Annotated in this window: 24 protein-coding genes; 8 read left to right on the top strand and 16 right to left on the bottom strand. The window is 66.5% G+C overall.

The features are described from left to right. Positions 1 to 161 precede the first annotated feature (161 nt). Positions 162 to 1,346 (top strand): acyltransferase family protein, encoded by a 1,185-nt coding sequence (locus ACFWIX_RS12945; RefSeq protein WP_377216532.1) that lies wholly within the window; start codon positions 162 to 164, stop codon positions 1,344 to 1,346. Between the two features lie 174 nt (positions 1,347 to 1,520). Beyond that, complete coding sequence (gene disA / locus ACFWIX_RS12940; RefSeq protein WP_377216531.1) at positions 1,521 to 2,597, top strand: DNA integrity scanning diadenylate cyclase DisA; 1,077 nt, start codon at positions 1,521 to 1,523, stop codon at positions 2,595 to 2,597. Between the two features lie 19 nt (positions 2,598 to 2,616). Here the strand turns inward: disA and ACFWIX_RS12935 are convergent, their stop codons facing one another. Beyond that, entirely contained in the window at positions 2,617 to 3,270 is a 654-nt protein-coding gene (locus tag ACFWIX_RS12935; protein ID WP_377216530.1) for a hypothetical protein, read from the bottom strand. Between the two features lie 211 nt (positions 3,271 to 3,481). Between ACFWIX_RS12935 and ACFWIX_RS12930 the strand changes: the two genes are divergently transcribed. Continuing rightward, positions 3,482 to 4,441 (top strand): A/G-specific adenine glycosylase, encoded by a 960-nt coding sequence (locus ACFWIX_RS12930; protein ID WP_377216529.1) that lies wholly within the window; start codon positions 3,482 to 3,484, stop codon positions 4,439 to 4,441. A gap of 41 nt (positions 4,442 to 4,482) precedes the next feature. Then, positions 4,483 to 4,971, top strand: coding sequence for a hypothetical protein (locus tag ACFWIX_RS12925; protein WP_377216528.1), 489 nt, complete (start codon positions 4,483 to 4,485; stop codon positions 4,969 to 4,971). 17 nt (positions 4,972 to 4,988) lie between these two features. On the opposite strand, the gene ACFWIX_RS12920 is transcribed toward ACFWIX_RS12925, so the two are convergent. The 6 genes from ACFWIX_RS12920 to lysS all read right to left on the bottom strand — a co-directional run bounded on the left by ACFWIX_RS12920 (position 4,989) and on the right by lysS (position 10,898). Beyond that, complete coding sequence (locus ACFWIX_RS12920) at positions 4,989 to 5,144, bottom strand: hypothetical protein (protein WP_377216527.1); 156 nt, start codon at positions 5,142 to 5,144, stop codon at positions 4,989 to 4,991. 191 nt (positions 5,145 to 5,335) lie between these two features. Beyond that, complete coding sequence (locus tag ACFWIX_RS12915; RefSeq protein WP_377216526.1) at positions 5,336 to 5,845, bottom strand: amino-acid N-acetyltransferase; 510 nt, start codon at positions 5,843 to 5,845, stop codon at positions 5,336 to 5,338. A 93-nt stretch (positions 5,846 to 5,938) separates the two neighbouring features. Next, positions 5,939 to 8,431 (bottom strand): ATP-dependent Clp protease ATP-binding subunit, encoded by a 2,493-nt coding sequence (locus tag ACFWIX_RS12910; RefSeq protein ID WP_377216525.1) that lies wholly within the window; start codon positions 8,429 to 8,431, stop codon positions 5,939 to 5,941. Positions 8,432 to 8,720: 289 nt separating this feature from the next. Continuing rightward, positions 8,721 to 9,050: an Lsr2 family protein gene (locus ACFWIX_RS12905; protein WP_377216524.1), complete on the bottom strand. Its 330-nt coding sequence runs from the start codon at positions 9,048 to 9,050 to the stop codon at positions 8,721 to 8,723. A gap of 136 nt (positions 9,051 to 9,186) precedes the next feature. After that, on the bottom strand, positions 9,187 to 9,363 hold the full coding sequence (locus tag ACFWIX_RS12900) for a hypothetical protein (RefSeq protein WP_377216523.1): 177 nt from the start codon (positions 9,361 to 9,363) through the stop codon (positions 9,187 to 9,189). Positions 9,364 to 9,365: 2 nt separating this feature from the next. Then, positions 9,366 to 10,898: a lysine--tRNA ligase gene (gene lysS / locus ACFWIX_RS12895; protein WP_377216522.1), complete on the bottom strand. Its 1,533-nt coding sequence runs from the start codon at positions 10,896 to 10,898 to the stop codon at positions 9,366 to 9,368. Between the two features lie 45 nt (positions 10,899 to 10,943). Here lysS and ACFWIX_RS12890 point away from each other — a divergent pair, with 45 nt between their 5' ends. Together ACFWIX_RS12890 and ACFWIX_RS12885 are read left to right on the top strand one after the other, a co-directional pair. Continuing rightward, entirely contained in the window at positions 10,944 to 11,807 is an 864-nt protein-coding gene (locus ACFWIX_RS12890; RefSeq protein ID WP_377216521.1) for an alpha/beta fold hydrolase, read from the top strand. Between the two features lie 61 nt (positions 11,808 to 11,868). After that, on the top strand, positions 11,869 to 12,705 hold the full coding sequence (locus ACFWIX_RS12885; protein ID WP_377216520.1) for an alpha/beta fold hydrolase: 837 nt from the start codon (positions 11,869 to 11,871) through the stop codon (positions 12,703 to 12,705). Positions 12,706 to 12,771: 66 nt separating this feature from the next. On the opposite strand, the gene ACFWIX_RS12880 is transcribed toward ACFWIX_RS12885, so the two are convergent. The 5 genes from ACFWIX_RS12880 to ACFWIX_RS12860 form a co-directional block, all read right to left on the bottom strand. Continuing rightward, positions 12,772 to 14,247 carry a DHA2 family efflux MFS transporter permease subunit gene (locus ACFWIX_RS12880; RefSeq protein ID WP_377216519.1) on the bottom strand — a complete coding sequence of 492 codons (1,476 nt, stop codon included), beginning with the start codon at positions 14,245 to 14,247 and terminating at the stop codon, positions 12,772 to 12,774. A gap of 151 nt (positions 14,248 to 14,398) precedes the next feature. Then, a complete protein-coding gene (locus ACFWIX_RS12875) occupies positions 14,399 to 14,965 on the bottom strand; it encodes a type 1 glutamine amidotransferase domain-containing protein (RefSeq protein ID WP_377216518.1) in 567 nt (188 codons plus the stop codon). Positions 14,966 to 15,041: 76 nt separating this feature from the next. Continuing rightward, positions 15,042 to 15,983, bottom strand: a complete 942-nt coding sequence (locus ACFWIX_RS12870) for a sugar ABC transporter permease (protein WP_377216517.1) — start codon at positions 15,981 to 15,983, stop codon at positions 15,042 to 15,044. Further along, the gene (locus ACFWIX_RS12865; RefSeq protein WP_377216516.1) at positions 15,980 to 17,584 is read right to left on the bottom strand and encodes an ABC transporter permease subunit; all 1,605 of its coding nucleotides are present in this window, start codon (positions 17,582 to 17,584) and stop codon (positions 15,980 to 15,982) included. Before ACFWIX_RS12865 ends, ACFWIX_RS12870 begins: the two co-directional genes overlap by 4 nt. A 6-nt stretch (positions 17,585 to 17,590) precedes the next feature. Further along, entirely contained in the window at positions 17,591 to 18,913 is a 1,323-nt protein-coding gene (locus ACFWIX_RS12860) for an extracellular solute-binding protein (RefSeq protein WP_377216515.1), read from the bottom strand. Between the two features lie 216 nt (positions 18,914 to 19,129). Here ACFWIX_RS12860 and ACFWIX_RS12855 point away from each other — a divergent pair, with 216 nt between their 5' ends. Next, positions 19,130 to 20,845 carry an alpha-amylase family glycosyl hydrolase gene (locus ACFWIX_RS12855; protein WP_377216514.1) on the top strand — a complete coding sequence of 572 codons (1,716 nt, stop codon included), beginning with the start codon at positions 19,130 to 19,132 and terminating at the stop codon, positions 20,843 to 20,845. Positions 20,846 to 20,867: 22 nt separating this feature from the next. Then, positions 20,868 to 21,890 carry a LacI family DNA-binding transcriptional regulator gene (locus ACFWIX_RS12850; RefSeq protein ID WP_377216513.1) on the top strand — a complete coding sequence of 341 codons (1,023 nt, stop codon included), beginning with the start codon at positions 20,868 to 20,870 and terminating at the stop codon, positions 21,888 to 21,890. On the opposite strand, the gene ACFWIX_RS12845 is transcribed toward ACFWIX_RS12850, so the two are convergent. Genes ACFWIX_RS12845 through ACFWIX_RS12830 form a run of 4 tightly spaced genes read right to left on the bottom strand, consistent with a single transcriptional unit; the run spans position 21,884 to position 26,491 of the window. After that, positions 21,884 to 23,056 carry an ROK family transcriptional regulator gene (locus tag ACFWIX_RS12845; protein WP_377216512.1) on the bottom strand — a complete coding sequence of 391 codons (1,173 nt, stop codon included), beginning with the start codon at positions 23,054 to 23,056 and terminating at the stop codon, positions 21,884 to 21,886. The genes ACFWIX_RS12850 and ACFWIX_RS12845 overlap by 7 nt on opposite strands. Continuing rightward, the gene (locus ACFWIX_RS12840) at positions 23,053 to 23,988 is read right to left on the bottom strand and encodes an N-acetylglucosamine kinase (RefSeq protein ID WP_377216511.1); all 936 of its coding nucleotides are present in this window, start codon (positions 23,986 to 23,988) and stop codon (positions 23,053 to 23,055) included. The genes ACFWIX_RS12845 and ACFWIX_RS12840 overlap by 4 nt, the downstream gene beginning before the upstream one ends. Further along, positions 23,985 to 25,139 carry a glycerate kinase gene (locus ACFWIX_RS12835; protein ID WP_377216510.1) on the bottom strand — a complete coding sequence of 385 codons (1,155 nt, stop codon included), beginning with the start codon at positions 25,137 to 25,139 and terminating at the stop codon, positions 23,985 to 23,987. Before ACFWIX_RS12835 ends, ACFWIX_RS12840 begins: the two co-directional genes overlap by 4 nt. After that, positions 25,136 to 26,491: a glycogen debranching protein gene (locus tag ACFWIX_RS12830; protein WP_377216509.1), complete on the bottom strand. Its 1,356-nt coding sequence runs from the start codon at positions 26,489 to 26,491 to the stop codon at positions 25,136 to 25,138. Before ACFWIX_RS12830 ends, ACFWIX_RS12835 begins: the two co-directional genes overlap by 4 nt. Positions 26,492 to 26,624 lie beyond the last annotated feature (133 nt).

The following is a 26,624-nucleotide window of genomic DNA, read 5'->3' as shown; positions in this document are numbered from 1 at the left end:
CCTGCGGAAATCCTCGCTAAGTCCTTTGGCATTCCTGTCCCTCTTAGCCCACTGGAGGCGTGACGTTTCACTTAGCCTTAAAGGGCACAGCGAGCGTCCCCCTGTTGTCAGCTCGACCGGGGACCCGCCCTCCGTCACGCATCCCCGAAAGTAGTCCCCTCATGAATCCTTCCGCCGACACGGCTGTACAGCGCGGAGCCCGTACTGCCGCCGCGGCAGCGGGATTCGCCGTTGGAGGGGTTGAAGGCAGGGGCGCGCGGCTGAACTCCCTGACGAGCCTGAGGTTCTTTGCCGCGGCAGCCGTGGCGCTCATGCACGCATTCGGCCTTTACGCGGTCCCTCTCCTGAATGTCGGCTTTGTCGGTGTGAGCTTCTTCTTCGTACTGTCCGGCTTCGTCCTCACCTGGGCAGGAGCGGCCGACAACGGCGTTGGAACCTTCCTCCGGAACCGCATTGCCAAGCTTTTCCCCCTCAGTGCAGCCACGCTCGCCATCGCTGCACTGATCCCAGTGGCACCGAATTCGAATGGGGTGTCCTTCCTTCACAGCCTGTTCCTACTCCAGGCCTGGTGGCCCTCGTCAGCACCATCGTTCAACCCCGTCGCGTGGTCACTCTCAGCGGAAGCTTTCTTCTACCTCCTCCTGCCCCCACTTGTGGCGAGAATGCGTCGCTTCAGCACCCGCGAACTGTTGGGCGCCATCGTCTTCCTGGGCGTTCTGCAACCTGCAGCGGGAACTGCGTTCCAGGTCATTCTGGGAACACAGGTCAACGCATGGGCAGCGCAGTTCTTCACCTATAACTTTCCGCCGTACCGGATTCTTGAGTTCATCATCGGGGTGGCTCTAGCGTTGCTCCTCAAGTCGGGTTATGCCCCTGCCCACCGGACGCAACTTCTGGTAGCGGGCCTCGCCACTGCAGGAACCATGCTCACCGTCCTCGCAGCGAGCGCACACGTGGGCCCCTGGTGGGTTTACCAATCGCTCATGCTTCCAGCCATTGTTGCCCTGATCTGGACAGCTGCACGGCGGGAAATCGCCGGCGCCAGCGGCCTGCTAACCTCACCACGGCTGGTCAGGCTCGGCGAGCTCTCCTTCGCGTTCTATATGGTCCACTACCTTGTCCTGGGTACGGTCGGTGTCCTCGTCAACCGGTGGGCACAGGGCCTCCCATGGCAGCTCGCGTTGCCCGCGTTGATCGCTGCGGCGGGCATCGCATGGCTTGCCCACACATACATCGAAAAACCCTGCGAGCGTGCGCTGCGCGACAAGCTGCCCCGGCTGGCTCTACCAAAGGGTGAACCGCAGCGAAATGCGGGTGCCGCCGTCCGCCGTCGGACGCGTTCCTGAAGCTGTTTGCCGCACCGCCTGATGGGGCACTTTGGCGCATGAACATGCGGAAAACAGGCCCTCTTACCTCTATCATGGTGCTTGCGGGAATCAGAGCACTTTTGAATCCTGCCGGCGGAGCACCGAAGCCGGCATTCCTGCGGGCGGCGGTCCGCACCTTTGAAGGGAACACCTATGGCGCGGAGCCCCGAAGAATCGCTCAAGGCGACTCTGGGCAGGGTGGCACCCGGTACCCCCTTGCGCGACGGCCTGGAGCGGATCCTGCGGGGACGCACCGGCGCGCTGATCGTGCTCGGCTCTGACCGGACCATCGATTCGATCTGCTCCGGCGGTTTCGACATCGGGATCGACTTCTCCCCCACGCGGCTGCGGGAACTGGCCAAAATGGACGGCGCCATCATCTGTGACAAGGATGCCGGGAACATCCTGCGCGCCGCCGTACAGCTGGTCCCGGACTCAAGCATTGAGACGCACGAGTCCGGCACCCGCCACCGGACCGCCGAGCGCGTCGCCATCCAGACCGGGGTTCCGGTGATCTCCGTCAGCCAGTCCATGCAGATCATCGCCCTTTACGTGAACGGGCTGCGGCACGTCCTGGAGGGCTCCGAGAAGGTCCTTGCCCGCGCCAACCAGGCCCTGGCCACGCTGGAACGCTACCGGTCGCGGCTGGACCAGGTCACCAGCTCCCTCTCCGCCCTGGAAATCGAGGCTATGGTCACCGTCCGGGACGTTGCCGTGACCCTGCAGCGGCAGGAAATGGTGCGGCGGATCTCCGAAGAGATATCCCAGTACGTCCTGGAACTCGGCGAGGACGGACGGCTGCTGTCCCTCCAGCTGGACGAACTGACGGCGGGGCGCGGCCCGGGCAGCGACGTCGTGATCCGCGACTACGCCGGGCCGGATGCCACTCCGGAGGACATCGAGGGCGCCGTCAATGCACTAATGAACCTGGGACCCACCGAGCTGATCGACCTGGGCAAGATCTCGGGCATCATCGGCTTCGCCGGCGGGGTGGAAACACTCGATGCCGTGGTCCAGCCGCGCGGCTACCGGCTGCTGTCCGGGCTCAAGGCCGTGCCGAAGGCCGTTGCAGACCGGCTGGTGGACCACTTCGGCGGTCTCCAGTTCCTCATGGCCGCCACCATCGATGACCTCATGACCGTTGACGGCATCGGCGACCAGCGCGCCCGGACAGTCCGCGAAGGGCTGAGCCGCATGGCGGAGGCGAGCCTGCTGGACCGCTTCCTCTAACCCCATCGGTTGCTGGGAATCAGTTGAGCTGGAAGACCGCTTTGGGGCTCGTCTTGGCGCCGAGCTTCGCGGTGAACACGTAGTACGCGCCGCCGGCGCCCGGCTTCGCATCGATCGCCCGGCACCCTTCGACGGTACGGTTCCGCGACCACGGGAAGTTGGCAGTTTCGCTGGCGCCCGGCGCGATCTCCTTGATCAGGTCCTCGCTCCTGGCCTGGCAGTCGCGCGAGGAGAAGATGCGGTCCTCGCCGCTGGTGACCAGGAATTCCATCTGGGACGTGCCGATGTTGACCTTGCACGGCATCTTTCCGCCATTGGTGACCTTGAGGGTGAGCAAGGGTTTTTCGTCCGGACCGTAGGCAGGCTTGTCCGTGGCGGCTGTGACGGTCACCAGCTTCTGGTCGCAGGAAGGCGTGGGAGTGGGTGTCGGGGTTGCCGCCGATGAGGCCGAGGGAGCAGCCGAAGGCGATGCCTGGCCGGCTGAGGAAACCTGTTCACGCCCGTCGAAGGCTCCGCCGGCAGCCATGCCGCCAACAACCATTGCGACGATCGCCAGCAGCACACCCCCGAGGAACAGCCGACGCCGGCGGTACACGGCAGCGCTCGGCTTCCGTACCGCGGATGATCCAGAGCCCGCCTTGCCCCGTGCTGGTGAAGTGCCTTCCCGTCCCATCCTCCTAGGCTAAAGAGTCACCACGCATTCAACCCCGGGACCACGCCGGGGCGGACCATTGCGCTGGTCACATCGGCTGCTTCCGCCCCCGGGAGACCCGGTTTTCGGGCGGCCGGGAGCGATCCATTACAGTGTTGGAATCGACACTCACACCGCCCTTCCCGCGGACACCTCCGCGCCCGCCGGCACGCCCTCCACCACGCCTGCCGCCGTGGCTCCTGGCTCTGAGCCTGACCCTGACCACCTGGCCCGCCTGCACGAGGACATCACCGCCTGGTTCTCCAGGACCGCGCGCAACCTCCCCTGGCGGCATGCCTCCTGCTCTCCCTGGGGCGTCCTGGTCAGCGAAATCATGCTGCAGCAAACACCGGTGGTCCGTGTCCTCCCGGTATGGGAGGAATGGCTCCGCCGCTGGCCCACCCCGGCTGCCCTCGCCGTCGAACCTTCCGGGGAGTCCGTGCGGCACTGGGGCCGGCTGGGCTATCCGCGCCGCGCGCTCCGGCTGCACGCGGCGGCGTCCGCCATCGTGCGCGACCACGGCGGCGAGGTGCCCGGAAACTACACCGAACTGCTCGCGTTGCCGGGTGTTGGCAGCTATACCGCGGCGGCCGTGGCGGCGTTCGCCTTTGGCCGCCGGGAGACCGTGGTGGACACCAACATCCGCCGCGTCCACGCCCGGCTGGTTTCCGGAGCAGCGCTGCCCGCCCCTGCCCTCACCGCCGCGGAGATGCGCCTGGCCACCGCGCTTTTACCGGACGACGACGGCGCCTCCGTGCGCTGGAACGCTGCGGTCATGGAGCTGGGCGCTTTGGTCTGCACCGCCCGTGCGCCAAGGTGCGGCGACTGCCCGGTGCGGCACTCCTGTGCGTGGCTCGCTGCAGGTGAGCCGCCGCCGTCGTACGTTCCCAAGGGCCAGGCGTGGCACGGCACCGACCGACAGGTCCGCGGCGCCGTGATGGCGGTCCTGCGGTTGGCGGAGGCGCCGGTTCCAGCGGAGATGTTCCGGCAGGAACCGGCGGACCTGGGCTTTGCGCCCGAGGGAATCGGGGTGCCGCTCGTGGCTCTCCACCGGCTCAACACGGCCCCGGAACAGCTGGACCGTGCGCTGGCCGGGCTGGTCGCGGACGGACTCGCCGAGCTCGACGGCGGGGGCTACCGGCTGCCTGCCTGACAACCCTCGACGGGCGTCCGCGGCAGTCCTACGCTGAAGGTATGGGCAGGCCAGGGCTGCTGATCGCGTTAATGACGACGGCGGGACTCGCCACCGCGTGCGAGCCTTACGCCCCGCCGTGCCCGGCCATCGCCCAGGCGACCGTGGTTGCGGTGACGGTCGCGGCAGACTACGCCCCCGAGGTCAGGTCCCTGCACCTGAAAGCGTGCCAGGACGGGAACTGCAAGGAAGGGGAGCTCGAATTGTGCCCTGGCAGCGCGTCCATCGACCAGGGCTGCGATGCCTACGGCGCATGCTCAGCGACGTCCTCCCCCGACGGCACCAAGGTGGGTTCGCTCATGCTGGATGTCCTGACCGAGTCGGTCATCGACGTCACGGCTACGGGCACAGCCACCGACGGCTCGGCGCTCCCGGTGCGCACGCTGACGTTCCGTCCCCGGGCCAACTACCCCTTCGGGGAACAGTGCGGACGGTTCCTGGACGCGTCCGTGATCCTGGACCGGGACGGCCTGCGCGCGCGGGAGGGCTGACGAGCGAAGGCCCGCTGTTAGAAGAGCGCCGGCTGGCTGAACGGCGCGTTGGTTCCACCAGGGGTGGTCCCGGCACGCCATTCGAAGCCCAGCTCAGCCAGGAGCTCCTCGACGGATATCTGTCCGTCAAGCACTTCGATCTCCGTGGCGTTTTCGAGCTCCAGCCGTTCCATGCCCCCGAGTTTATTAGCCGGACCCCCGGCGGCCGCCGCTAACACACCGGCAACGCCCGATCGGTCCGTTTATCCCGGCGTCACCCGCGGCTACGCGAAAGGGACAGCCCCCAATGACTGTCCCTTTTCGCGGGCCCCCCATCGCGGCCACCCACAGTTTATCCAGCGAGTCGAATAACACAAGTCAAGCGTCACAGCATGCGGATCATGCGGGTGTTTCCCAAGGTATTGGGCTTCACGCGGGCAAGGTCCAGGAATTCCGCCACACCTTCGTCGTGTGAGCGGAGCAGTTCCGAGTAGACCTCCGGGTCCACGGCCGATTGGTCCGCCATCACCGAGAAGCCGTGCCGGGTGAAGAAGCCCACCTCGAACGTGAGGCAGAAGACGCGTTTAACTCCTAACGCCCGGGCCTCCTCCAGCAGGCTTTCAACCAGGACGTGCCCGACGCCCTTACCGCGCCAGTCCGGCGAGGTTGCCAGAGTGCGGACCTCGGCCAGGTCCTCCCACATGACGTGCAGGGCCCCGCAGCCAATCACGTCGCCGTCGTCCGACTCAGCGATCCGGAACTCCTGGAGGCTCTCGTAATACGCCACCGTCTCCTTAGCCATGAGGATCCGCTGGTCGGCCAGCGGCGCCACCAGCTTCTTGATGGCGGACACATCGCTGGTACGGGCAGGCCGGATGCGGAACGAGTCAGTCACAGGCCCATCCTAGTTCGCCGCCTGGCCGCCGGCCCCACAAGCCAAAAGCCCCGCCGCTCCTTGCGGAGTGGCGGGGCTTTTGGCAGGCGCTGGTTAGACGCTGGGTGCGATCTCCGGGATGCGCGGCTTGGCGTTGCCTGCGAACGTGAACTTGGCGTCGTCGCCTTCGCCTTCGACGTCCACCACCACTATGTCGCCGGGGTGCAGCTCGCCGAACAGGATCTTCTCGGAGAGCTGGTCCTCGATCTCGCGCTGGATGGTGCGGCGCAGCGGCCGGGCACCCATGGCGGGATCGTAGCCACGGGTCGCCAGGAGCACCTTGGCTTCCTTGGTGAGCTCGATGCCCATGTCCTTGTCCTTGAGGCGCTTCTCCAGCCGGGTGACGAACAGATCCACGATCTCGATGATCTCGTCCTGGGTCAGCTGCGGGAACACCACGACGTCATCCACACGGTTCAGGAACTCGGGGCGGAAGTGCTGCTTGAGCTCCTCCGTCACACGGGCACGCATGCGGTTGTAGCCGGTCTGCGTGTCGGTGCCGGACTGGAAGCCGGTGGCGACACTCTTGGAGATGTCCCGGGTACCCAGGTTGGTGGTCATGATGATCACGGTGTTCTTGAAGTCCACCACGCGGCCCTGGGAGTCGGTCAGGCGCCCGTCTTCCAGGATCTGCAGCAGCGAGTTGAAGAGGTCCGCGTGGGCCTTCTCCACTTCGTCGAAAAGCACGACGGAGAACGGACGGCGCCGGACCTTCTCGGTCAGCTGGCCGCCTTCCTCGTAGCCCACGTAACCCGGAGGGGCACCGAAGAGCCGCGAGACGGTGTGCTTCTCGGAGTACTCGGACATGTCCAGCGTGATGAGGGCGTCCTCTTCGCCGAACAGGAACTCCGCGAGGGCCTTGGCCAGCTCGGTCTTGCCGACGCCGGTGGGGCCGGCGAAGATGAAGGAGCCACCGGGCCGCTTGGGGTCCTTGAGCCCTGCACGGGTCCGGCGGATGGCCTGGGACAGTGCCTTGATGGCCTCGTCCTGGCCCACCACACGCTTGTGCAGTTCGTCTTCCATCTTCAGCAGGCGGGTGGACTCTTCCTCCGTCAGCTTGAACACGGGGATGCCGGTGGAATTGGCCAGCACCTCGGCGATGAGGTCCTCATCCACCTCGGAGATGTCATCCATGCCGCCCGACTTCCAGAGGCGTTCCTTCTCGGAACGCTCGGCAATCATCTTCTGCTCCTTGTCGCGGAGCGATGCGGCGCCTTCGAAGTCCTGCGCGTCGATGGCGGATTCCTTCTCCATCTTCAGCTTGGCGATGCGCTCGTCCATGGCCTTGAGCTCCGGCGGAGCGGTCATGCGGCGGATGCGCAGGCGGGCGCCGGCCTCGTCGATCAGGTCGATCGCCTTGTCCGGCAGGAAGCGGTCCGAAATGTAGCGCTCGGCGAGGCTGGCCGCGGAGGCCAGGGCGCCGTCGGTAATGGTGACGCGGTGGTGCGCCTCGTACCGGTCGCGCAGGCCCTTGAGGATCTCGATGGCGTGCGCCACGGAGGGTTCCTTGACCTGGATCGGCTGGAAGCGGCGCTCCAGGGCAGCGTCCTTCTCGATGTGCTTGCGGTATTCGTCCAGCGTGGTGGCGCCGATGGTCTGCAGCTCGCCCCGGGCCAGCATGGGCTTGAGGATGGAGGCTGCGTCAATGGCGCCTTCCGCGGCACCGGCGCCGACGAGGGTGTGGATCTCATCGATGAACAGGATGATGTCGCCGCGGGTGCGGATCTCCTTGAGGACCTTCTTCAGGCGCTCCTCGAAGTCACCGCGGTAGCGGGAACCAGCCACCAAGGATCCGAGGTCCAAGGTGTAGAGCTGCTTGTCCTTGATGGTCTCGGGGACGTCGCCGCGGACGATCGCCTGGGCCAGGCCCTCGACGACGGCGGTCTTGCCGACGCCCGGCTCACCGATCAGGACGGGGTTGTTCTTGGTGCGGCGGGAGAGGACCTGCATGACGCGTTCCATCTCGTGCTCGCGCCCGATCACGGGGTCAAGCTTGTTCTCGCGCGCCGCCTGCGTCAGGTTGCGGCCGAACTGGTCAAGGACCACGGACCCGGCGGGAGTGCCTTCGGCCTGTCCCTGGCCGACGCCTGCGCCCGTGGTCTCCTTGCCCTGGTAGCCGGAGAGCAGCTGGATGACCTGCTGGCGGACCCGGTTCAGGTCTGCGCCAAGCTTGACCAGCACCTGCGCAGCAACGCCTTCACCCTCGCGGATGAGGCCCAGCAGGATGTGCTCCGTGCCGATGTAGTTGTGCCCCAGCTGCAGCGCCTCGCGCAGCGAGAGCTCCAGCACCTTCTTGGCGCGGGGGGTGAAGGGGATGTGACCGGACGGAGCCTGCTGGCCCTGCCCGATGATCTCCTGCACCTGCTCGCGAACGCCGTCGAGCGAAATGCTCAAGGACTCCAGAGCCTTGGCGGCAACACCTTCACCCTCGTGGATCAGACCCAAGAGGATGTGTTCGGTACCGATGTAATTGTGGTTCAGCATGCGTGCCTCTTCTTGGGCAAGCACAACTACGCGACGGGCACGGTCCGTAAATCGCTCAAACATTTCGCCACACTCCTAGCTACGACGTACTTTGATGCTACGTGGCGGGCCCGGCGTTGGGGAGCGTGTTCGCCACAGGGGAAACCCGGACCAGTGAGAGGTCCGGGGGCGGGCTGGACCGGGCCGGGCGTCCGGCCGGCACAGTTGCCCATCACAAAATCCTTCGGCCGGTCAGAACCAAAAAATTCAGGCGCCTGTCCAATTTCGCTAAAAACGAAAGCCCCGCCCCTGCCGGAACCGGCGGAGGCGGGGCTTATCGTTTGAAGCGTTTTACCGCAACTGCAGATGAGTCCTAGGAATTTGCCTTTTGATAGGCTTCCTGGATTTCGGCCTGAATTCGGCCCCGGCTGTTAACGGTGTAACCGTTATCCCGGGCCCACTGCCGGATCTGCGCAGACTCATTGCCGCGTCCCCCCGACGGCGCTTTGGTCCGGGCAGTCCGACCGCTGGAGCTCTTCCGCCCGGCCGCTACATAGCGTTCCAGGGCAGAGCGGAGTTCAGCAGCATTGGCAGCCGATAGGTCAATGTCGTAGTTCGTCCCGTCAAGGCCGAACCGGACATTCTCATCTGCGGGTCCCCCATCCAGATCGTCCACAAGGACGATGTTTACTTTCTGTGCCATTAAAGGCCTTCCTCTTTGAAAGGTGGTTTTTCAGAAAAGCAGGATGTTTCCGATAAAAGTATGACCCTTTTTATGGCAACGCGTCAAAGCGGCTAATGGCCGGCCCGGAATGGAGGCCGCAAACAAATGGACTTATCTATTGGGAATCGGCGTCAGGGCGGTTCTCGGGCGAGGCAGCCCGGGCTTCCGCTTCTTCCTGGGCCTTGGCTTCTGCCTGCCGTTCCGCCTTGTCCGCGTTGAAAATCGACTTCATGGCGAACCAGAACAGCAGGCCCACCACGATCGAGGGAAGCAGGACAGCTACGTATTCCACGGTCAGTGCCCTTCAGGCTTCAGCAGGGGGAACAGGATGGTTTCGCGGATACCGGCGCCGGTGAACAGCATCACCAGGCGGTCAATGCCGAGGCCGATCCCGCCCATGGGCGGCGCGCCGTATTCCAGGGCACGCAGGAAGTCCTCGTCCAGCTGCATGGCTTCGTCGTCGCCGGCGGCAGCATGGCGTGACTGCTCGGTCAACCGCTCGCGCTGGATCACGGGGTCGATCAGCTCGGAGAAGGCTGTGCCGCGCTCCATGCCGCCGATAATCAGGTCCCAGGCTTCGATTAGCCGGCCGTCCTCGCGGTGCGGACGGGCCAGCGGCTGCGCGGACGGCGGGTAGTCGTAGACGAAGGTGGGGTTCAGCAGCGTGGGTTCGACAATTTCGCCGAACAGTTCCACCGCGAGCTTCTCCGCGTCCCACTTGGGGTCGACCTTGACTTCGTGCTTTGCCGCAACCTCGCGAAGCACCTCAAGGGGAGTGTCCGGAGTGATTTCCTGCCCAACGGCGTCGGACAATCCGGGGTAGACGGCCAGCCACTTCCACTCGCCGTCGAGGTTGATCTCCCCCGCCTCCGTCTGGATGGTGCGGCCGGCACCCACGGCATCCGCGGCGTCGAGGATGATCTCCTTGATGCGCTCCGCCATGACGAACTGGTCCGCCCAAGCCTCGTAGCACTCAAGGGTGGTGAATTCGGGGCTATGGGTGGAGTCCACGCCCTCGTTGCGGAAGACGCGGCCCATGTCGTAGACGCGGTCGATCCCGCCCACCACGGCCCGCTTCAGGTACAGCTCGGTGGCGATGCGGAGGGTCATCTTCTGGTCGAAGGCGTTCATGTGGGTCTCGAAGGGGCGTGCAAGGGCACCGCCGTGGACCAGGTTCAGGATGGGCGTTTCCACCTCCACGTAGCGGTGGCGGAACAGCGTCTCCCGGATGGAGCGGGTGATGGCAGCGCGGGTGTAGACCATTTCGCGCGCTTCGTCGCGGACCATCAGGTCCACGTAGCGCTGCCGGACCCGGGTCTCCTCGTTCAGGTCAGCGTGCAGCACGGGCAGCGGGCGGAGCGCCTTGGAGGCCATGGACCAGGACTCGGCCATGACGGAGAGCTCGCCGCGGCGGGAGGAAATCACCTCGCCCTTGATGAACACGTGGTCGCCGAGGTCAACCAGGGCCTTCCAGTCGGCGAGCGCTTCCTCGCCCACGTTGGCAAGGCTCAGCATCGCCTGGAGCCGGGTGCCCTTGCCGTCCGTGCCGCCTTCCTGGAGGGTGGCGAAGCACAGCTTGCCGGTGTTGCGCACAAAAACCACACGGCCGGTGACGCCAACAATATCTCCGGTGGTGTCGTCAGCCTCGAGGTGGGCGTACTTCTCCCGGATCTCGGCGAGAGAATGCGTCCGCTCCACACCCACCGGGTAGGCCTCGGTGCCGCGCTCGATGAGTTTGGCGCGCTTTTCCATGCGGATCCGCATTTGCTCGCTGGCGTCGAGGGGTTCCGGGGCGTTCTTGGGCGCGGGGGTGTTTTGGGAAGTCACAATGGACAAGTTTACCGGGACTTCGCTCCCCCGTTCCCGCCTAGGATGGGACGGGTGGAAGAACAGGAAATTCCAACGTACGACGGCGGCCGGCTGGCTTTGTACAGCTACGGCACCGAAGATGCGCCGGGAGACCGCCGGGTGCTGCTGATCGGCGGGGCTTTCCTCACCGCCCTGATCTATCGGCCCTTTTCCGTGGCCCTGGCGAAAGGCCTCGGCGACGGGTGGGCCGTTGACGTCTACGACCGCAGGGGCCGGGGCAGCTCCTCCCCGCAGCCGCCCGACTACTCCATGGCAACCGAGATCGAGGACGTGCGGACCATCCTGGATGCTACCGGCGCCCGGAACATCCTGGGCCACAGCCTGGGCGGCTCCGTGGCCCTGAACGCGGTCCAGGAATTCACCGGCACCCGATACGTTCCGGACAAGCTCGCTGTCTACGACGCCGCAGTGAATATCGACGGCAGCATCGACACCGCCTGGCTGGACGGGTTTGAGGACGCCGTGAACCGTGGCCGGGTAGGCCACGCCCTGGCGCACATGAAGAAGGCCACCAGCCCGGGATCGGCCATTGCCCGGATCCCGGAACCCGTCCTGGCAGGCCTGATGGCGGTGCTGTCCCGGACCAAGGTCAACCGGCTGCTCCGCGAAGTGATGCCCAGCGCGGTGGGTGAGCTCCGGGCGGCGTACAACGAGGTGGACCACGCCCGGGACTTCAGCGTCCTTCCGGCCAACACCCACTTCATGGCCGGCGGAAAGAGCCCTTCGTATTACAAGGCCACTGCGGAGCGGCTGCATGCGGCCGTGCCCGGCAGCACGTACCAGCTCTCCCCAAAGTGTTTCCACGGGTCCATCCCCGCGGCGGTGGGGGAACTGGTGACCGACATTTCCGCGTATTTCAAGGGCTGAGTCCGGGCGGCGGCCGGTGCGGGTACTCCCTGCACCCAGCTTGCTCCGCTAGGCTCGGGGAATGACGCGCGAGAACATCAGGACCCCCGACGGCGGCACTCTGGAGCTCTTCTCCACCGGACTGGACCTGGCCTCGGCCGGATCGGGCGTGGTTGTCGTCCCGCCCTCCATGGTCACGGCCGCCGATTACACGAAGTTCGCCCAAAAACTGAGCGCTGCGCTCGGCCGGCCGGTGCACACATTCAACCGCCGGGGCCGCGGCACGTCATCGCCGCAGCCTGAGGACTACACGCTGGACGTGGACATCCGTGACCTCGATACGGTGATGAAGCACACCTCGAGCACGGACGTGTTCGGCCACAGCTTCGGCGGGGCCGTTGCCCTGCACGCGGCGCGGACCCTGCCGGTGGAGCGGCTCGCGGTCTACGACCCCGCCGTTTCCGTCAACCACAGCGTCAAGGCGGATTGGACGGCCGAATACGAGCGCGCTGTGGCGGCGGGGGATGACGACCGCGCCCTGGCCGTCCTGCAGCGCGGCCTGGAGGCCGGCGGATCCTTCTCCTCCCGGATGCCGCTGTCCATGCTGACCCTGGCCAATAAGCTCACGGCGGCAACACCGATGGGCAAGCAGCAGCGTGAGCTGATGCGCACCTGCGTACGCGAAATCAAGGCCATCATCGCCGCGGACATGCCCGCCGAACCGTTCCTGGAGCTGCCGCTGGAAACGCTGATCGTGGTGGGCGAAAAGAGCCCGGCCTACTTTGGCGTGGCATGCGGCCAGATCCACGACGTCCTGTCCGGCTCCAGCTACACCATCCTGCCGGGCATGGGCCACGACGACGTCCTTAAGGCCCCGGACCGCCTGATCAAGGAACTGAGCGACTTCTACTCCGGCTAACCCAACTAGGTAGCGCTAAGTGCCGTTTTGGACCCCCAAAACGGCACTTAGCGCTACCTGGTTGGATCAGTGGGCGGCAGTGGGGACGGCCGCACCATCCGTCTTACGCATCATCGCGGAGAGTACGACGGCGGCAACGGCTATGACGGCTGCCGCCAGGAAGGCGGCGCTCATCCCGGCGACGAGGCCCGCCGTCGTACTTACCACCGCGAAAATGGATACGAGCAGGGCCGTTCCTGCCGCGCCCGCCACCTGCTGGGTGGTGCTCATGATGGCGGATCCGTGCGAATACAGGTGCGGGGGCAGCGGGTTCAGGCCGGTGGTGAACGCCGGCGTGAAAAGCAGTGCCAGGCCGAAGCTCAGGCCTACGTGCAGCACGATGATCCACCAGACCGGCGTGCCGGCGTCGAGCCTGGAGAACTGGAAGAGGCTCAGGACCAGGAGGATCGAGCCGGTGACGGTGAGAGGGAGCGGGCCCACCTTGTCAAAGAGACGGCCGATGACCGGGCCCAGCAGGCCCATGGCGAGTCCGCCCGGGAGCAGTGACAGGCCGGTCTCCAGGGAGCCCAGCCCGCGGATCTCCTGCAGGTAGAGCGGCAGCAGGATCACTCCCCCGAACAGCGACATCATGGCAACCACCATGAGCAGCACGGACACTGTGAACATCCGGAACTTGAAGGCCCGGAGGTCCAGCAGCGGCGCCTGGGACTTCTGCAGCCGGACCTGGCGGAGGATGAAAACAGCCAGGCTTGCCACGCCGATGACCAGGGCTGCGATGGGGACAGCGCCCGGACCGGCCTGCCCGCCGTGTCCGCCGCCGATCTGGCTCAGGCCGTAGACCAGGCCGCCGAACGCCGGGACGGTGAGAAGCACCGAGAGGAAGTCCAGCCTGGCTTTTTCAGCTTCCCCCACGTTGGTGAGGTACTTGGCGCCGATGGCCAGGGCGGCGAGGGCGACCGGCAGGACGAAAACGAACATGAAGCGCCAGGTGAAGTGCTCCAGGATGAGCCCGGAGACGGTAGGACCCATTGCCGGTGCCACGGAGATGGCGATGCTGACGTTGCCCATGACAGCGCCGCGCCTTGCCACCGGAACCAGCGTGAGGATGGTGGTCATCAGCAGCGGCAGCATGATGGCCGTGCCGCCGGCCTGGATGATACGGGCCAGCAGCAGCACCTCGAAGCCCGGCGCGGCCGCGGCCAGGGCAGTGCCGATGCTGAAGAGGCCCATGGCCAGCATGAAGACTGCACGGGTGGTGAGGCTTTGCAGGATGAAACCGGTGGTGGGTATGACCACTGCCATGGTGAGCATGAACCCGGTGGCCAGCCACTGCACGGTGGGGGCGTCCACGCCCAGGTCCACCATGAGCCGCTGCAGGGCCACGTTCATGATGGTTTCGTTCAGGATCACCACGAATGTGGCCACCAGCAGCGTGGCGATGACCGTCACCGATTCACGGGACATTTTCGCCGGTGCGGACGGCTGCGCTTCAGCGGCCTGGACGGGCTTGCCGGAGGCGTTTGAAGAGACTTCTGTAGACATGGGTGTTCCCTCAGGGAGTAATGAGTGGGGCACGCGATCGGCGTCGCTGCAGATTCCAACACTCTACCGGCAGGAGTCATTCCTCCATCCGGACTTTTCTCTTAACCCTGAGGGAACACTTGGCCCCGTAGAACCGGGCCGGGATCGGCCTTTAAGCGGTCTGGCCCGCGTGGGTGCCTTCGGCGATTTCCTCCACCAGCTTGCTGTTGAACGCCGGGAGGTCGTCCGGCTTGCGGCTGGTGACCAAGCCCTGGTCAACCACCACCTCCTGGTCCGACCAATTGGCTCCCGCGTTCTTCAGGTCCGTCTGGAGCGTGTGGTATGAGGTGACGTTGCGGCCGCGGATGACGCCGGCATCGATCAGCAGCCAGGGGCCGTGGCAGATGGAGGCCACCGGCTTATGCTGCTCAAAGAACGCCCGGGCGAACGCCTGCGCGTCGCCGTCCACCCGCAGGTGGTCCGCGTTGACGACACCGCCCGGGAGGACGAGTGCGTCGAAGTCGCCCGCGCTTGCCTCGCCAACGGTGATGTCGACGTCGAACGTGTCGCCCTTGTCGGTGCCGTTGAAGCCCTGCAGCCGGCCGGCCTTCAGCGCCACCAGCGTGGGCTCGCCGCCGGCCTCTTTCACGGCCTGCCACGGGCTGGTCAGTTCAACCTGTTCCACGCCGTCGGTCAGCAGGAACGCGACCTTCTTGCCTGCAATGCTGTGTTCTGACATGGTTCCTCCTTGGCTTGGAGATTCGCTTGCCTGACAGGGTCCAGCCTAGGAAAGCACAAACTGATAAGCAAGCTGACTACTTTACGGAACCCGCGGTCAGCCCGCCCACAATGAACTTCTGCAGGTAGAGGAACAGCAGGAGCACGGGCAGGGCGATGAGTACCGATCCCGCCGCGAAGACGCCCAGGTTGTTGCTGCGGTCACCGGCGATGATGCCGAACATACCCACGGCGAGGGTCTTAACGCTGTTGTCCGTCAGGAAGATGCTGGCCAGGATGTACTCGCCAATCACCGCGACGAACACCAGGAGCCCCGTGACGGCCAGAACCGGCCGGATCAGCGGGAGGATCACACTGGTGAACGTGCGGAAGTGGCCGGCACCGTCAATCCGCGCGGCCTCGTCCAGCTCATGCGGGATGGAATCGAAGAAGCCCTTGATCAGCCAGACCTGTCCCAGCGCCCCGCCCATCAGCACCAGCCCGTACCCGGCCAGGGTGTTCAGCCCGATGGCCGGCACTACCTCGCCGAACTTGGCGATCATGAGGAACAGGGCCACCACGGCCAGGAACTGCGGGAACATCTGGACCAGCAACAGGGCCAGCAGCCCGCCGCGCCGCCCGTAGAAGCGGAACCGGGAAAACGCGTAGGCGGCAAGGGTGCTCAGGAACACCTGGGCAACGGAGACCGCAGCGCACAGGATCAACGTGTTCAGGTACCAGGTGCCGAACGGTCCCTTGGATCCACCCAGGAGCGTCTCGAAATTCATCAGGCTGAAACTGCTGGGGACCAGCTCGGTGGTGGCCACACTGCCCAGCGGGTTGAACGCGGCGGAGATGATGTACAGCACCGGAAAGCCTGCGAAGGCGACACCGGCCAGGCCCACGGCGTGGCGCCATCCCACTTCGCGCCACCAGCGCCCGCCGCGGGGCATTTCCAGCCCGTTTTTGCGGACCCGGGACGGTCCGCGCCGGGCCGGCCGGGCGGTTTCAACCGGCGCTTCAGTCAGCAGATTGGTCATCGCACATCCTCCAAGGCCTTGGTGTAGCGGAACTGGACGCCTGCAAGCACTGCCGTGACAATGAACAGGACGACGGAAATGGCGGACGCGAAACCGAACTCGGCTCCGGCACCGCCGAACGCGATGCGGTAGGCGCCGCTGATCAGGATGTCCGTTGCGCCGATCTGCCCGCCGCTGGCCGGGAAGGGTCCACCGCCGGTGACCAGCTGGATCACGTTGAAGTTGTTGAAGTTGAACGCGAAGGACGACACCAGGAGCGGTGCCACCGCCACGAGCAGCAGCGGGAACTGGACCCTGGCGAACGTGGTCCAGGTGCTGGCGCCGTCGATCTTGGCGGCCTCGGCGATGTCCTGCGGCAGCGCCTGCAGCGCACCCGTGGCAATCAGGAACATGTACGGGAAACCCACCCAAAGGTTGGTCAGCAGCACGGCCACCTTGGCCAGGAACGGATCACCCAGCCAGTCGATCTTCGCCCCGCCCAGCATGGAGTTGATGAGCCCGAAATCCTTGTTGTAGAAGCTCTGCCACACGATGAATGAAATGAACACCGGGATGGCGTACGGCACGATGATCACGGCGCGGTAAAGCTTCAGTCCCCGGACGCGCGGATCGTTCAGCGCTGCCGCCAGCAGCAGCCCCACCACGAAGGTGGTGCCCACGGAACCCACGGCGAAGGCCAGGGTCCATACGAACGAGCCCAGCAGGGAGTCGCGGATCTGGGGATCACTGAAGAGCCGGACGTAGTTGGCGAAGCCCACGTTGCGTTCCCAGCTCTGGTCGAAACCCTTGGCGCCGGTGGCATCTGCGAAGTATTCGCGGTCACCAAACTGCTTGACCGTGTACACCTTTCCGGTAACGGAATCGGTGATGGCGTCGGCGCCGGCGTCGTACGTCAGGGTCTGGACACCTTCAAAGGCGCGGTTGATGCCCTGGGCGCGGATGGCGCCCTTGTCAGTGGGGACCGTCAGCGCACTGATGTTTGGACCTGCGGCGTTGACCTCCTTGCCGGTGAGGATCGTGTACCCCTCCGCGGCCCGGACGTACCCGCCGTCCACCGTGACGTCGTCGTCCGCTGCAGGGCGGAGGCCCTTTTCGTCTCCTTCGAAGACGTCGTTGGACGGCGCCTCGACCAGGAAGAACGTAAACGGGCCCTCGGTGGCGGAACCCTTGGTGCCCACGGTGAGGTTGAAGGTCCTCGACTCCGGCAACTGCGTCACGGAGTTCCGGACAATGGTGGACACCGCATCTTCCTTGGACCCGCGCGTCCCGTCACCGGAGTTGGTGAAGGAGAGCTGGACCGTGGAGAGAATCGGCAAGAGCACGAAAACGGTAAGAACCAGGGTGCCGGGAACCAGGTACTTCAGCGGCACCATGCGTTTGGTGGAGTAGACGGCGAGGAGGCCGGCAGCACCGGCCCATAGACCTGCCAGCATGGCCCACTCGCCGCCGGCCAAAAGCAGCGGGGTCAGCGAGACGGCCGCACCGAGCACGGCGCCCAGGCCCAGGATCTTGGCCAGCAGCGCCGGGACCGACGCGGTGGAGCCCAGCGACAGACCGGGCCCCACCGCCTTCCCCGGGGCGTTCTTGAGTCGTGTGGTCATGGAACGTTACTTCAGCGCACCGGCGATGGTCTTGCCGGCCTGCGTCATGGTCGCAGTGGGGTCCGCACCGCCGGCGATGGCGGCCTCAGCCTGGCCCAGCGGCGCCCACACGGCAGCCATCTGCGGCAGGGCAGGCATGGGAATTCCGACGGCGGCCGCATCAGCGGCGATCTTTGTCTCCGGGTTGTTCTTGGCTACTTCCTCGATCAGGGATGCGTTGGCCGGGGGAATGAACACGGCCTCGTAGAGCGCACGCTGGGTTTCCTTCTGGGAGGCGACGGCCTGGACGAAGGTTTCTGCGAAGGACTTGTTCTTGCCCTTGGAGGCGACGTAGAAGGACTGCACGCCGGTGAAGGGCTGGGCGGGCTTCATGCCGGCGAAGCCGGGGACGGGGCTGATGGCGTAGTCGATGCCGGCCTTCTTCACGTCGCCGAGGGCCCAGGGGCCGTTGACCATGAAGGCGGTCTTGCCCTGGTTGAAGAGGGCGATCGAGTTGTCCGAGCTGACGGACGTGCTCAGGATCCGGGAGCCCTTTTCGCCGAGCGCCGCGATCTTCTTGGCCGCGGCGATGGAGCCTTCCTTGCCCACGCCCAGGTCCGAGGGGTCGAAGCTGCCGTCGGCCTTCTTGCCGAACAGGTAGCCACCCGCGGAGGAGTAGAGGGGCTGCATGAAGTAGGCGTCACCCTTGGGGCCCACCTGCAGGTTCAGCGCCCGTTCGGCCTTGCCGGCGGTGACTGCCGCTTCACCGGCGGCCAGGAGTTCCTCGAACGTGGCGGGTTCCTTGGGAGCGAGCGCCTTGTTCCGGATGAGGACCAAGGACTCGACGGAGGCCGGCATGCCGTAGGTCTGGCCGTTGTAGGTGACGGCGTCCGTGGCCACGGGGAGGAGTTCCTTCTTCTGCTCCGCGGTGATCTGGACGGGATCGATGGCGCCGTTCTGGACCAGGTTGCCGATCCAGTCGTGCGCGCCCATCACGATGTCCGGGCCATTGCCGGAGGCATTGGCCGTGACGAAGTTGGTCTGCAGTTCGGTGGCCACCGTCTGCACCTCCACCGTGATGCCGTTCTCCTCGCCGAACTTGTCCGCGATGGGCTGCAGCGCCTGGACGACCGGGCCGTTGGCCCAGATGACCAGGTCGGCGTCGCCGCGCTCCGGGGCGCCGCTTGCGGCGGGGGCGGCGGAAGCGCTTTCAGCCGGCGCGCCGGAGGCATTGCCGGCCGGGGCCTGGCTGCCGGAGCACCCTGAGGCGAGGAGCATGACGGAGACGGCTGCCGCCGTCGTGAGCGTTAAACGGGCCTTGCGGGCCAAAGGTTTGATAAAAGTGCGCACCGGCGCGCCTCCTTCGTAAGTGGGCATCCGCCCGTTTGTGGTAACCGCGGCTGACGGACGACGGCGGCGATGGCCGGCCCGGCACGGGTGAGACAAGTCACAACTGTAAGCGATTCCAAACTATGCGTCTACATCGTGATTTTGCTTTGCGGCTTCCGCGTCATACTTAACTGGAAGCCGTTCCATTTCATGTGTCTAACCCCTTAGGATGACCGGATGACAAACACGCTCGCCCCCGCCGCGCCCGGCTTTTCCGCCGCGCAGCTGGTCCCCGTCCACCCCGCCGACGAAGGCTCCGAGTGGTGGCGTTCCTCGGTGATTTACCAGGTCTATCCGCGCTCGTTCCGCGACCTGAACGGCGACGGCGAGGGCGACCTGCCCGGTATCACCGCCGAACTGCACCACCTCGCGGATCTGGGAGTGGACGCTGTGTGGCTGTCGCCGTTCTACGTCTCGCCGCAGCGTGACGGCGGCTACGATGTGGCCGATTACTGCGATGTGGACCCGATGTTCGGCACCCTCGCGGACTTCGATGCGCTGGTGGCGCGGGCGGACTCGCTGGGCGTCAAAGTCATCATCGACCTGGTCCCCAACCACTGTTCGTCCGATCACGCACTGTTCCAGGCTGCCCTGGCCGCAGGCCCCGGCAGCCCCGAGCGGGAGATGTTCGTGTTCCGCGACGGACGCGGGGAACACGGTGAACTGCCGCCGAACAACTGGCAGTCGCATTTCGGCGGACCGGCCTGGACCCGCATCGAGGAACCCACCGGCGAACCCGGCCAGTGGTACGTCCACCTGTTCGACTCCTCCCAGCCGGACTTCAACTGGGACAACCCGGCCGTGCATGATGAGTTCAAGCGGATCCTGCGGTTCTGGCTCAGCCGCGGCGTGGCGGGCTTCCGGGTGGACGTGGCGCACGCCCTGATCAAGGCGCAGGGGCTCCCGGACTGGCACGGGCGGCCCGACGGCGTCAGCACCGAAGAGCACCCCGGCCACCTCGCGCCGATGTTCGGTCAGCCCGAGATCCACGACATCTACCGGGAGTGGCGCAAGGTGCTGGCGGAGTTCGACGGCGAGCGCATCCTCTGCGCCGAAGCCAGCATCGACCCGCTGTCCCGGCTGACCAACTGGGTCCTGCCGGACCAGATGCACCAGGCGTTCAACTTCGCCTACCTCGGCACGCCGTGGGACGCGGAGCGGCTGCGGTCGGTGATTGAAAGCTCGCTGCGGATGTTCGATTCCGTGGGCGCTCCCACCACCTGGGTGCTGTCTAACCATGACGTGGTCCGGCACGCTACGCGGTTCGGCATCGTGGAGCCGGCCGCCCGCCCGGGTGACGGCCTGGGCGTGGAGGATCCCCAGCCGGATACCGGGCTGGGGCTGCGCCGGGCGGCGGCTGCATCCATGCTGATGCTGGCGCTTCCCGGCGGCGTGTACCTGTACCAGGGTGAGGAGCTGGGGCTTCCGGACCACACCACGATGGACCACACCTTCCGGCAGGACCCCACGTACCGTCGGACCGCGGGTGAGCGGATTGGCCGGGACGGGTGCCGCGTGCCCCTCCCCTGGGAAGCGGCCGCCCCGGCAGCAGGCTTTAACCTCACGGGCTCCTCGTGGCTCCCGCAACCCGACGGCTGGGGCTCCCTCGCCCGCGACGTGCAGGCGGCGGATCCGTCCTCCGCCCTTGCCCTGTACCGCCGCGCCCTGGGACTGCGGCGTGAATTGGGACTGGGCGCAGGCTCCCTGGACTGGCTGGAGGGCGCGGCTGGTCCCGAGTGCATCGCGTTCGTTAATAACGGCATCCTGGTGATGATGAACATGGGTGCCGCTGCGGTTGAACTGCCGGACCTCGAGGTCCTCCTGGCCACCGACAGCGAAGGGGCGGCCCAGCGTAAGCTTGGTCCTGCGCAGTGCATCTGGCTGCGCATGTAACCAAGGGGAACAGCAGGGGTCAGTGGCAGGAATAAAGGATGTGGCCCGGCTGGCAGGGGTTTCACAGGCGACGGCATCCCGCGCCCTGAGCGGCAAAGGCAGCGTTTCCGAGCGGGCCAGGCTGGCCGTGACCGCCGCGGCCCGTGAGCTGGACTTCGTCATGTCCTACCACGCTTCGAGCCTTGCCAGCGGGCGGAGCCACAACGTCGGGGTGGTCCTGCCGTTCGTGAACCGCTGGTACTTCTCCACGCTGCTGGAGGGTACCAACTCCGCGCTCATGGATGCCGGCTATGACCTGACGCTTTACGACTTCCAGGGCGACCGGTACCGCGAGTCCGTCCTGGGCGACTTCCTGCTCCGCAAGCGGCTGGACGGCGTCATCGCCGTGTCCCTGCAGCTCAACGACCACGAGACGCAGCAGATCCTCTCGGCCGGGATCCCGGTGGTGGGGGTGGGCGGGCCCCTCCCCGGGATCCCCACCATCAGGATCGACGACGAAGCGGTAGGACGGCGGGCCACCGGGCACCTGCTGGGGCTGGGCCACACCCGCGTGGCGCATCTGGGCGGCGAGCAGGAATTTGGCGGGCACTTCAAGATCTCCGGCGGCCGCCGCGCCGGGTACGAGGCTGCGATGGCCGACGCCGGCCTGCCCGTCCGCCCGGCGTGGAACCTGGCCGCGGACTATTCCATGAACGATGCATACCGGCAGGCCAAGCACCTGCTGGCCGATCCCGACGAGCGGCCCACCGCCATTTTCTGCGCCTCTGACGAGATGGCCGCCGGCGCAATGCTCGCGGCGCGGGACCTGGGGCTCCGGATCCCGGCCGATCTGTCCGTGATCGGCGTTGACGGCCACGAGATGGGTGAGATCCTGGGCCTGACCACCATCGACCAGCAGGCCCACGCCCAGGGCTCCCGGGCCGTGGAACGCCTGCTGTCGCTCGTGGAAGACGGAACGGGCGCGGCTGGCCCGGCGGATGAAATCATCGAAGCCCGGCTGGTGGTCCGCTCCTCAACCACCGCCCCTCGAACTTCCGCCTATTGAGCGGACGGGGCCAGCGCGCGGTCGATGGCCGCCGGGTCGTAGACCTTCCGCATGACAAGGGCTGCAAGCCCCGCGATGGCAGTGCGGTCGTGGGGGTCTCCTGCTTCCACCACGAGGCCGTCTGCGATCCGCTCCACCACATCGGCGAAAACACGGCTGCTCACGTTGTCCACCAAGACCGGAAGCGCGCCGATCCTGCCGCCCAGGACGAGCCTGTCAGGGTTGATCGTGGTGATGGTCGCGGCGAGCGCCCGGCCCAGCACCTCCGCTGCCTGTGTGAGGGCCTCCAGCGAACTCTTTCCCCCGTCCAGGGCCGCCTGCCGGATGGCGTCGACATCGGAGAGGCCTTCCGCGGCGAGCCGGTCGGCGATGGCACGCCCTGAACTGTAGGCGGCCAGGCAGCCGTTTCGACCGCACCGGCAGCGCGGACCGTCGTCAGTGATCCTGATGTGGCCGATATCTCCGGCGGCGCCGTGGGCTCCGCGGAGAATCTCGCCGTCCACCACAATGCCACAGCCGATGCCAGTGCCCACTTTGACGTAGACCAGCGTTCCCCGGCCCGCCTCCCACTCGCCTAGCGCCGCCGCGCGGGCATCGTTTTCCACCACCAGGGGCACGGACCACGCCTGCGAGACCGCCTCGACTATGGCGTCCGGCTGCCAGCCGGGAAGGGTGGTGGGATGCACCACGTGTCCGCTTGCCACGTCAACGGGGGCGGGGACGCTGACGCCGACGCCCACCAGCACTTCGCCGGTGCCCTGTGCGAGCAGCGTCTCTCCTGCATCGGTCAGCCTTCCCAGGACCTCTCCGGCGGGCCCGCCGATGTCATGGATGATGGTGGTGGACCGTAGTTCCGAGCCGTCCGTGTCCACCACCGCCACTGTTGCGTGGGTCTGGCCCAGCGCCAAGGCAAGGACTACCCTGCCGCGGCTATCGAAACGGATCTTCCGGGACCGGCGCCCGCCGGTTGCCTCCAACGCCTCGCCCTCGTAGATCCACCCGCGCCGGAGGAGGGCTTCCAGCCGTTCGTAAAGGGTGGCTCGGGACATGCCCGTCTCAGCCAGGAGTTGCTGGCGGGAAAGTCCGTCCGCCGAACGGATCAGGTTCAGCAGGTGCCCGTGGGACGTTGCGCCGCCCAGGCTGGCAGGTGTTCGTTCGACCGTCACAACGTCGATTCTTCCCGGGAAAGGTAGGAGACGCCGAATACCGGATCGTTCTCAAGAGTCCTGACGTCAGTGATCCCGTGGGCGGCCAGATAGCCGGTGAACGCCCTGCCCAGCGCCGGCTGGTTCAGGCCGACACCGCCTCCCAGCACCACCGGTCCTGGGTGCATGAGCCGAAGCGAGACCTGCACTACCTGCTCGGCCAGGCTCTCCGCCGCCCGCGCAACCATCCGCTCACTGGCGGCGTGGCCGCGGTCCGCGGACTCGAAGACCAGCCGGGCCTTCGCGGCCCAGTAGGCCCTGTCCGTATCACCATGGAAATGGCGGATCAGGCTTTCGGGCGAGCTAAGGCCGCAATCTGCAAGCAGGGCGCCGGTCAGTTCATCCACCGGCAGCCCGAGGTCGTAGCGCCGGAGGCTGTGCCGGACGGCTTCCCGGCCGAGCCAGTATCCGCTTCCCTCATCACCCAGGAGGTAGCCCCAGCCACCGGCACGCACCTCAGTGCCCTGCCCGTCGACTCCCCAGACAGCAGAGCCCGTTCCGGCAATGACGGCGATGCCCGTGCGCACGTGTGCTGCCGCAAGGATCAGCCGGGTGTCATGAATGATGGTCACCGCCGCGTGAGGCGCGTACGGCGCGATAAGCCCGCGCAGCTCGTCCTTGTCTTCCTCGGTGTCCACGCCGCCCGCCCCGACGTAGACGCGGCCTGCATCAGCGGCGCCGAGCGAGCCAAGCAAGACGCCCAAATGGCGGGAAGCGGTTTCGCGGCTTACATTCTGGACGTTGGCGCTGCCCGCTAGCCGGTCAGCCATGATGCTGTCGCCGACGATGCGGATGCCATGGGTTTTGGAGCCTCCGATGTCCAGCCCAATGACCGTCCGGGCCGAAGCCGCCCCGGAAGCGGGCCGAAGTATCGCCGGGCCGGCGCCGGTCACGTCATGACCCGTTCAGCCGCCAGGGTATTGCCGACGTGGTGGCCCACTGTGGTCAGCAATGCCGCTGCCTCGGACATGCAGCGTGCCGTGTCGGGTTCAAGGTCAGTGAGGCGGAACGAACCCTGGATGCCCAGCGTGTCCAACTGCTCCGTGGTAAGCGATCCCTGGCCGCAGACGGCCATCACGGGAACACCGGCGTCGCGGGCAACAGCCGCGAGCCCGGCCACGGCCTTGCCGCTCAGGGTCTGCAGGTCAAGCGACCCTTCGCCCGTCACCACGAGGTCCCCGGCACCCAGGGCAGCGACGGTTTCGCGGTAGCCGGTGATGTCCATGACTACGTCGATTCCGGGCTGCCTCGTGGCTCCGAGCACCGCCAGGACGGCGTAACCGATGCCACCGGCGGCACCCGAACCCGGGAAGGCGGCCATGCCGGCCAGCACCCCCTGCGCTTCCATCACCCTGACCAGGTGCGCCAGGCCTTCTTCGAGGATCTCCACCTCCTCGGCGCCTGCGCCCTTCTGGGGACCGTAAACCGAAGCCGCGCCGTCGTGCCCCAGAAGGGGATTGTCGACGTCGGACGCCAGGACGATTTCGCAGCCGGCAAGGCGGGGATCCAGTGAGGTGAAGTCCACGGACGCGAGGGTATCCAGCGCCCCTCCCCCGCGGGCAACAGCGGTCCCGTCACCAGCGGTGAGGCGGGCGCCGAGGGCCTGGAGGAAGCCTGCGCCGCCGTCGGTGGAGGCACTGCCGCCCACCGCGAGGACTAGCCGGCGGGCCCCGGCGTCGAGCGCGGCTGCGACCAGCTCGCCCGTGCCATAACTTGTCGCACCCAACGGGTCGGGAATGCCGCCCGCCAGCTGCAGCAGGCCGGATGCCTGGGCCATTTCGATGACAGCGGTCCCGCCGTCCGGATGGAGCGCGAACCCGGCGGAGACAGGCTGGCCGGACGGGCCGGTGACCGACGAGGTGATGTGCCGGTATCCGGCACTGACGGCGGCAGCCACCGTGCCGTCACCGCCGTCAGCGATGGGCATCGGGATGACGTTGGCCCCCGGCCGGACCGCCCGGATTCCCTCCGCCACGGCGTCACATACCTCGGGCGCGGTCAGGCTTCCCTTGAACTTGTCGCAGGCAATCAGGACCGTGCTCATGAGGCGGCAGGCCGGCCGTCGGTGGATCCGGCCAGCCATTCGAGGGCCGCCGCGGCAGTCCACGCCTGGGCCAGGCTGCCAAGGGGTTCGCCGGTGAACGGCTCATAGTATTCGCCGAACTGCAGGTCCGAAAGCTGCCGCAGCGATGTGCTACGCAGCTTTTCCTCCAGTTCTGCTTGGCCGTCGCGGCCGCAGGCCCAGCCCAGCAGGAGGTTCAGGAACGGCCATACCGGTCCCCGCCAATAGGTGCGGGGGCGGAACGCGGCGCTGGCCGGCGAGGTGGAGGGAGGCAGCGGGAAACGAAGGCCCGGGAAGCCCATCCAGTCAGGGCCCTGGAGCATCTCACGTTGCCGGGACAACAGGCCTTCGTCGCCACCGGCCACCAGCGGGGCGAAGCCCGAAACGGTTTCGGTGGCAATCCAGCGTCCGGCCAGGACGTCGAAGTCGCGGGCAAGTCCTGTATGCGGGTCCACCGTCGCTGCCACACCGGCGCGGAAACGCTCGGCAAGGTCACGCAGCTCCTGCGCTTCCTCCCGACCCAGCTCCTGGGCAAGACCGGCCAGGACCTCGGTGGAGGCTGCCATGATGGCCGAGAAGAACACGTCGCGGACGCGGAAGTCAACGATCTCCTGTACAGCTCGGTCATCGAAGCGGACGGATGCCATCTGCTGGACCAGCCACAGATACTTGGTGTATTCGGAATCGTCCGGGCGTTCGCTGACGTCGGCAACGTGGGCGGTGTCCCGCCGGACGAACGGCTCGACGGCGCCGGGCTGGATGGCTGCGTAGGGCCCGTCCCAGCGCGGCGAGTTGTCGAAACCGGATTCCCAGCCGTGGTGGATTTCGATGAGTCCCACCCGGTCCGGGTCGCGGACGTCGGCGAGCCAGCGGTGCCAGGCGAGCCAGCCGTCAAAGGACTCACGTACAAAGGCCTCGGCCGCTGCCTGGTCCGTACCGCCGTTTTCACGGCCGCGGTCCAGGATATGCCGCACCGCGATCACGTGGACAGGCGGCTGGCAAATCCCGCTGGTCTTGACGCCTTCGGGGCGGGCAGCAGCACTTTCCGTTCCCCACCGGTCAAAGCCCGGAAAGTAATCGGTGTCGTTAGCGCTGAACACAATGTGCGGGATCATGCCCGTTGACCACTGGGCGCCGAGGAGGGTCCGCATCTCGGTAATGGCGCGGGGAACGCTGACCCGTGCCAGTCCGATGGCGACGAAGGCCGCGTCCCAGCTCCACATGTGCGGGTAGAGGTTGGGCGCTGCGCTGGTCATGGTGCCGAGGTCGTTGGCGCGGAGCACTTCGATTGCGGCGCCACGGATCTCTTGCGGGGTCACATTCAGTTCGGACACGGGAGCCTCCAAAGGGCTGAGAAAGGGTATCGGGCGCGGTAAGCCTCGGGGAAAGGAGCGGCGAAGCCCTAGCGAAGCCTCCGCCGTAAACTTTCGTATAAGCATCAGACAAAAGTTGGGCACTGTCAATCCT

Source organism: Pseudarthrobacter sp. NPDC058362 (genome assembly GCF_042723515.1).
GTDB lineage: Bacteria > Actinomycetota > Actinomycetes > Actinomycetales > Micrococcaceae > Arthrobacter.
Note: the sequence above shows the minus strand (reverse complement) of the source record. Positions and strands in the feature narration are given on the sequence as shown.

Coding starts and splice junctions, on each gene's coding strand:
- ACFWIX_RS12910 (WP_377216525.1), bottom strand. CDS start 8,431: ATGTTTGAGCGATTTACGGACCGTGCCCGTCGCGTAGTTGTGCTTGCC.
- ACFWIX_RS12885 (WP_377216520.1), top strand. CDS start 11,869: ATGACGCGCGAGAACATCAGGACCCCCGACGGCGGCACTCTGGAGCTC.
- ACFWIX_RS12855 (WP_377216514.1), top strand. CDS start 19,130: ATGACAAACACGCTCGCCCCCGCCGCGCCCGGCTTTTCCGCCGCGCAG.
- ACFWIX_RS12865 (WP_377216516.1), bottom strand. CDS start 17,584: ATGACCACACGACTCAAGAACGCCCCGGGGAAGGCGGTGGGGCCCGGT.
- ACFWIX_RS12880 (WP_377216519.1), bottom strand. CDS start 14,247: ATGTCTACAGAAGTCTCTTCAAACGCCTCCGGCAAGCCCGTCCAGGCC.
- ACFWIX_RS12905 (WP_377216524.1), bottom strand. CDS start 9,050: ATGGCACAGAAAGTAAACATCGTCCTTGTGGACGATCTGGATGGGGGA.
- ACFWIX_RS12870 (WP_377216517.1), bottom strand. CDS start 15,983: ATGACCAATCTGCTGACTGAAGCGCCGGTTGAAACCGCCCGGCCGGCC.
- ACFWIX_RS12890 (WP_377216521.1), top strand. CDS start 10,944: ATGGGACGGGTGGAAGAACAGGAAATTCCAACGTACGACGGCGGCCGG.
- ACFWIX_RS12935 (WP_377216530.1), bottom strand. CDS start 3,270: ATGGGACGGGAAGGCACTTCACCAGCACGGGGCAAGGCGGGCTCTGGA.
- disA (WP_377216531.1), top strand. CDS start 1,521: ATGGCGCGGAGCCCCGAAGAATCGCTCAAGGCGACTCTGGGCAGGGTG.
- ACFWIX_RS12945 (WP_377216532.1), top strand. CDS start 162: ATGAATCCTTCCGCCGACACGGCTGTACAGCGCGGAGCCCGTACTGCC.
- ACFWIX_RS12925 (WP_377216528.1), top strand. CDS start 4,483: ATGGGCAGGCCAGGGCTGCTGATCGCGTTAATGACGACGGCGGGACTC.
- ACFWIX_RS12875 (WP_377216518.1), bottom strand. CDS start 14,965: ATGTCAGAACACAGCATTGCAGGCAAGAAGGTCGCGTTCCTGCTGACC.
- ACFWIX_RS12835 (WP_377216510.1), bottom strand. CDS start 25,139: ATGAGCACGGTCCTGATTGCCTGCGACAAGTTCAAGGGAAGCCTGACC.
- ACFWIX_RS12920 (WP_377216527.1), bottom strand. CDS start 5,144: ATGGAACGGCTGGAGCTCGAAAACGCCACGGAGATCGAAGTGCTTGAC.